This is a genomic window from Actinoplanes sp. NPDC051633, from assembly GCF_040681735.1.
In the GTDB taxonomy this organism is placed as follows: Bacteria; Actinomycetota; Actinomycetes; order Mycobacteriales; family Micromonosporaceae; genus Actinoplanes.
In genome coordinates this window covers 1-2853 of record NZ_JBFAZH010001006.1, presented here as the reverse complement: position 1 = coordinate 2853, position 2853 = coordinate 1, and the positions used below count along the sequence as shown (strand labels likewise).

Annotated in this window: 3 protein-coding genes; all 3 read left to right on the top strand. The window is 72.9% G+C overall.

Annotation, left to right across the window (positions count from 1 at the left end; genetic code table 11):
* The coding region (locus tag AB0M20_RS35985) for an NADH-ubiquinone oxidoreductase-F iron-sulfur binding region domain-containing protein (protein ID WP_364305068.1) at positions 1–750 on the top strand (750 nt) is incomplete at its 5' end.
* Positions 747–1223, top strand: coding sequence for a redoxin family protein (locus AB0M20_RS35980; protein ID WP_364305067.1), 477 nt, complete (start codon positions 747–749; stop codon positions 1221–1223). The genes AB0M20_RS35985 and AB0M20_RS35980, both read left to right, overlap by 4 nt.
* Before the next feature lie 42 nt (positions 1224–1265).
* On the top strand, positions 1266–2099 hold the full coding sequence (locus AB0M20_RS35975) for a cytochrome c biogenesis protein CcdA (RefSeq protein WP_364305066.1): 834 nt from the start codon (positions 1266–1268) through the stop codon (positions 2097–2099).
* Positions 2100–2853: the final 754 nt, after the last annotated feature.

Below are 2853 nucleotides of genomic sequence, written 5' to 3'. Positions count from 1 at the left end.
GCCTCCGCGCCGGCCGTCATCGAGGCGCCCACCGGCACCCCGCTGATGGACATCCTGACCATGTGCGGCGCGGACATCGGCCCGGGCCTGCTGGTCGGCGGCTACCACGGCAAGTGGATCAGCGCCGAGGCCGCGCACACCGTCGCCATCTCCCGCAAGGGGTTCGCGGCGGTCGGCGGCACGCTCGGCGCCGGCATGCTGATCCCGATCGGCTCGAGCACCTGCCCGCTCGGCGAGGTCGCGCAGGTCACGCAGTATCTGGCCGGTGAGTCCGCCGGGCAGTGCGGCCCGTGCCGGCTGGGCCTGCCCGACCTGGCCCGCGCGGTCACCCTGGTCGCGCTGGGCGGCAGCGCACTGGACAACGTCCGGTCCGCGGCCGGCGTGGTCAAGGGCCGCGGCGCGTGCAGCCACCCGGACGGCACGTCGCGGTTCGCGCTGTCCGCCCTGGAGGTCTTCGCCCGCGACGTCGAGGCGCACGCGAACGGGGAGGGCTGCGGCAAGGCGGTGCGCGGCATCCTGCCGCTGCCGTACCACGCGGACCAAGGCGCGCGGAAGCTGGCCGTGGACTGGTCGCGGTGCGACGGGCACGGGCTGTGCTCGGCCGTGGCGCCGGAGATCATCCGCCTGGACGCCAACGGGTTCCCGGCCTTCCCGCAGACGCCGCTGCCGCCGTGGCTGGAGAACGGCGCACGCAAGGCGGTGAACGTCTGCCCGGCGCTTGCCCTCCGGCTCACCGAGGCCACCAAATGAGAAGGATCGGACTGGTCCTGCTCGTGCTGGTGCTCGCGGGCTGCGGGACGCAAGCGCCCGCCGCGACATCGGACGGCGTCCTCGCCTTCGCCGGCAAGCTCATCGACGGCGAGCCCTTCGACGGCGCCACCCTCAAAGGCAAGCCGGCGCTGTTGTGGTTCTGGGCGCCGTGGTGCGCGACCTGCGCGGGGCAGGCCAGCTCCGTGCAGGAGATGCAGCAGACCTACGGCGACCGGCTCGGCGTGCTCGGGATCGCCGGAATGGGCAGCAACGCCGAGATGCACGAGTTCGTCAGCGACCTGGAGATCCCCGACGTGCGGGCGCTCGACGACGAGGCCGGCGTGGTGTGGCGCAAGTTCGGCATCACCCAGCAGAGCACCTATGTGCTGCTCGACCGCTCCGGCACCATCGTCACCAACGGCTACCTCGACTCCGTCGACCTACCCGCCAAGGTCAAGGCCGTGGTGGGCTGAGCAGTGGGCTGGGCAGTGGGCCGGGCGGTGAGCTGAGCGGTGGTGGCGCTGGCGCTGACGGCGGGGATGCTCGGTGCGGTGAATCCCTGCGGGTTCGCGCTGCTGCCCGCGTACCTCGCGCTTCTGGTCGCCGGCGACAGCCGCAGCGAGGCCGTCGGCCGCGCACTGCGCTGCACCCTCGCCCTCACCCTCGGGTACGTGCTGGTCTTCGGCGCCTTCGGACTGCTGCTCGCCCCCTTCCAGGGCGTGCTGCAACCCCGCCTGCCGTGGCTGACCGTCGTCCTGGGCGGACTGCTCGTGACGGCAGGGGGATGGCTCCTGGCCGGACGGTCGCTGCCGTCGCTGCTCAAGGTGGTGCGAGCACCCCGGCTGACCGGCTCGGCCGCGTCGATGGTGCTGTTCGGCATGGGGTACGCGCTCGCGTCGCTCGGCTGCGCCCTCGGGCCGTTCCTGGCCATCGTGGTGGCCGGGATGCGCGCCGGATCGATCACCGAGGGCCTGCTGCCGTTCGTCGCCTACGCGGCCGGCATGGGCCTGGTGATCGGCGTGACCGCGGTGGCGGTGGCGCTGGCCGACCACTCACTCGTGCGCCGGCTGCGGCGGGCGTCCGCCGTCGCGCCCCGGCTCGGCGGCGCGGTGCTGATCGTCACCGGCGCTTACGTCGCGTGGTACGGCGGTTACGAGCTGCGCGTCAACGCCGACCGCCGGGTGTCCGGCACGGATCCGATCGTGAACGCCTCCGCCCGCGTGCAGGAGGGCGCGGCCGCCCTGGTCAGCGGGGTCGGCGCGGGGTGGCTCCTGGCGGCCCTGGCGACCTTGACCGTCGTGGCGTTCGTGATCCACCGCCGCCTGTTCGTCAGGGTCGGCCGGATCTGAAATGGACACCGCCCACCGACCCCGCGCGGGTCGTCACAGTCGGCGAGCCCGGAGGCCGCTCCGCCGGCGGTCCCGCCGGTTCAGTAGCCGCCCGGCATCGGTCCGAGCGGCCATGCGGGGAGCGCGATCGACATAGTGGTAGCCCAGCCGCCGATCCGACCGCAGGAAAGGCGGCTCCGCTACCACTGCGGCCGATATGTCCTGAGGCGGCGCGGGGAGTGGTAGCCCAGCGGCCTTTCCGCCCGGGTGATCGGCGGTTCCGCTACCACTGTGGTCGATTTGTCCGGCGGGTGCGGGGAGTGGTAGCTCAGCCACTTTTCCGCCCGGGTGATCGGTGGCTCCGCTACCACTGTGGTCGATTTGTCTTGCGGGGTGCGGGGAGTGGTAGCTCAGCGACCTTTGCGCCCCGGTGATCGGTGGCTCCGCTACCACTAGCTGGCGGGCTCGGCCGCCGACCTCGGCGAACGATCGGCGTCAGTGGCCGCTCGATGCCGGGCCCATGACCAGGCCGGCATGGCTGCCGCCGTGACCCGCCGTGCAGCGCAAGTGGCCGCTCGATGCCCGGCTTGCGACTGGGCCGGCATGGCTGCCCCGTGACCCGCCCTGCAGCGCATGTGGCGGCTCGGTGCCGGGCCCATGACCAGGCCGGCATGGCTGCCGCCATAGCGTGTCATCACCGATGCGCGCCGGTCGTCGAAGAGCTCGGCTGTTCCCGGGCGACCGGACATAAACGATGGCGTGCTGGAGGCGACGC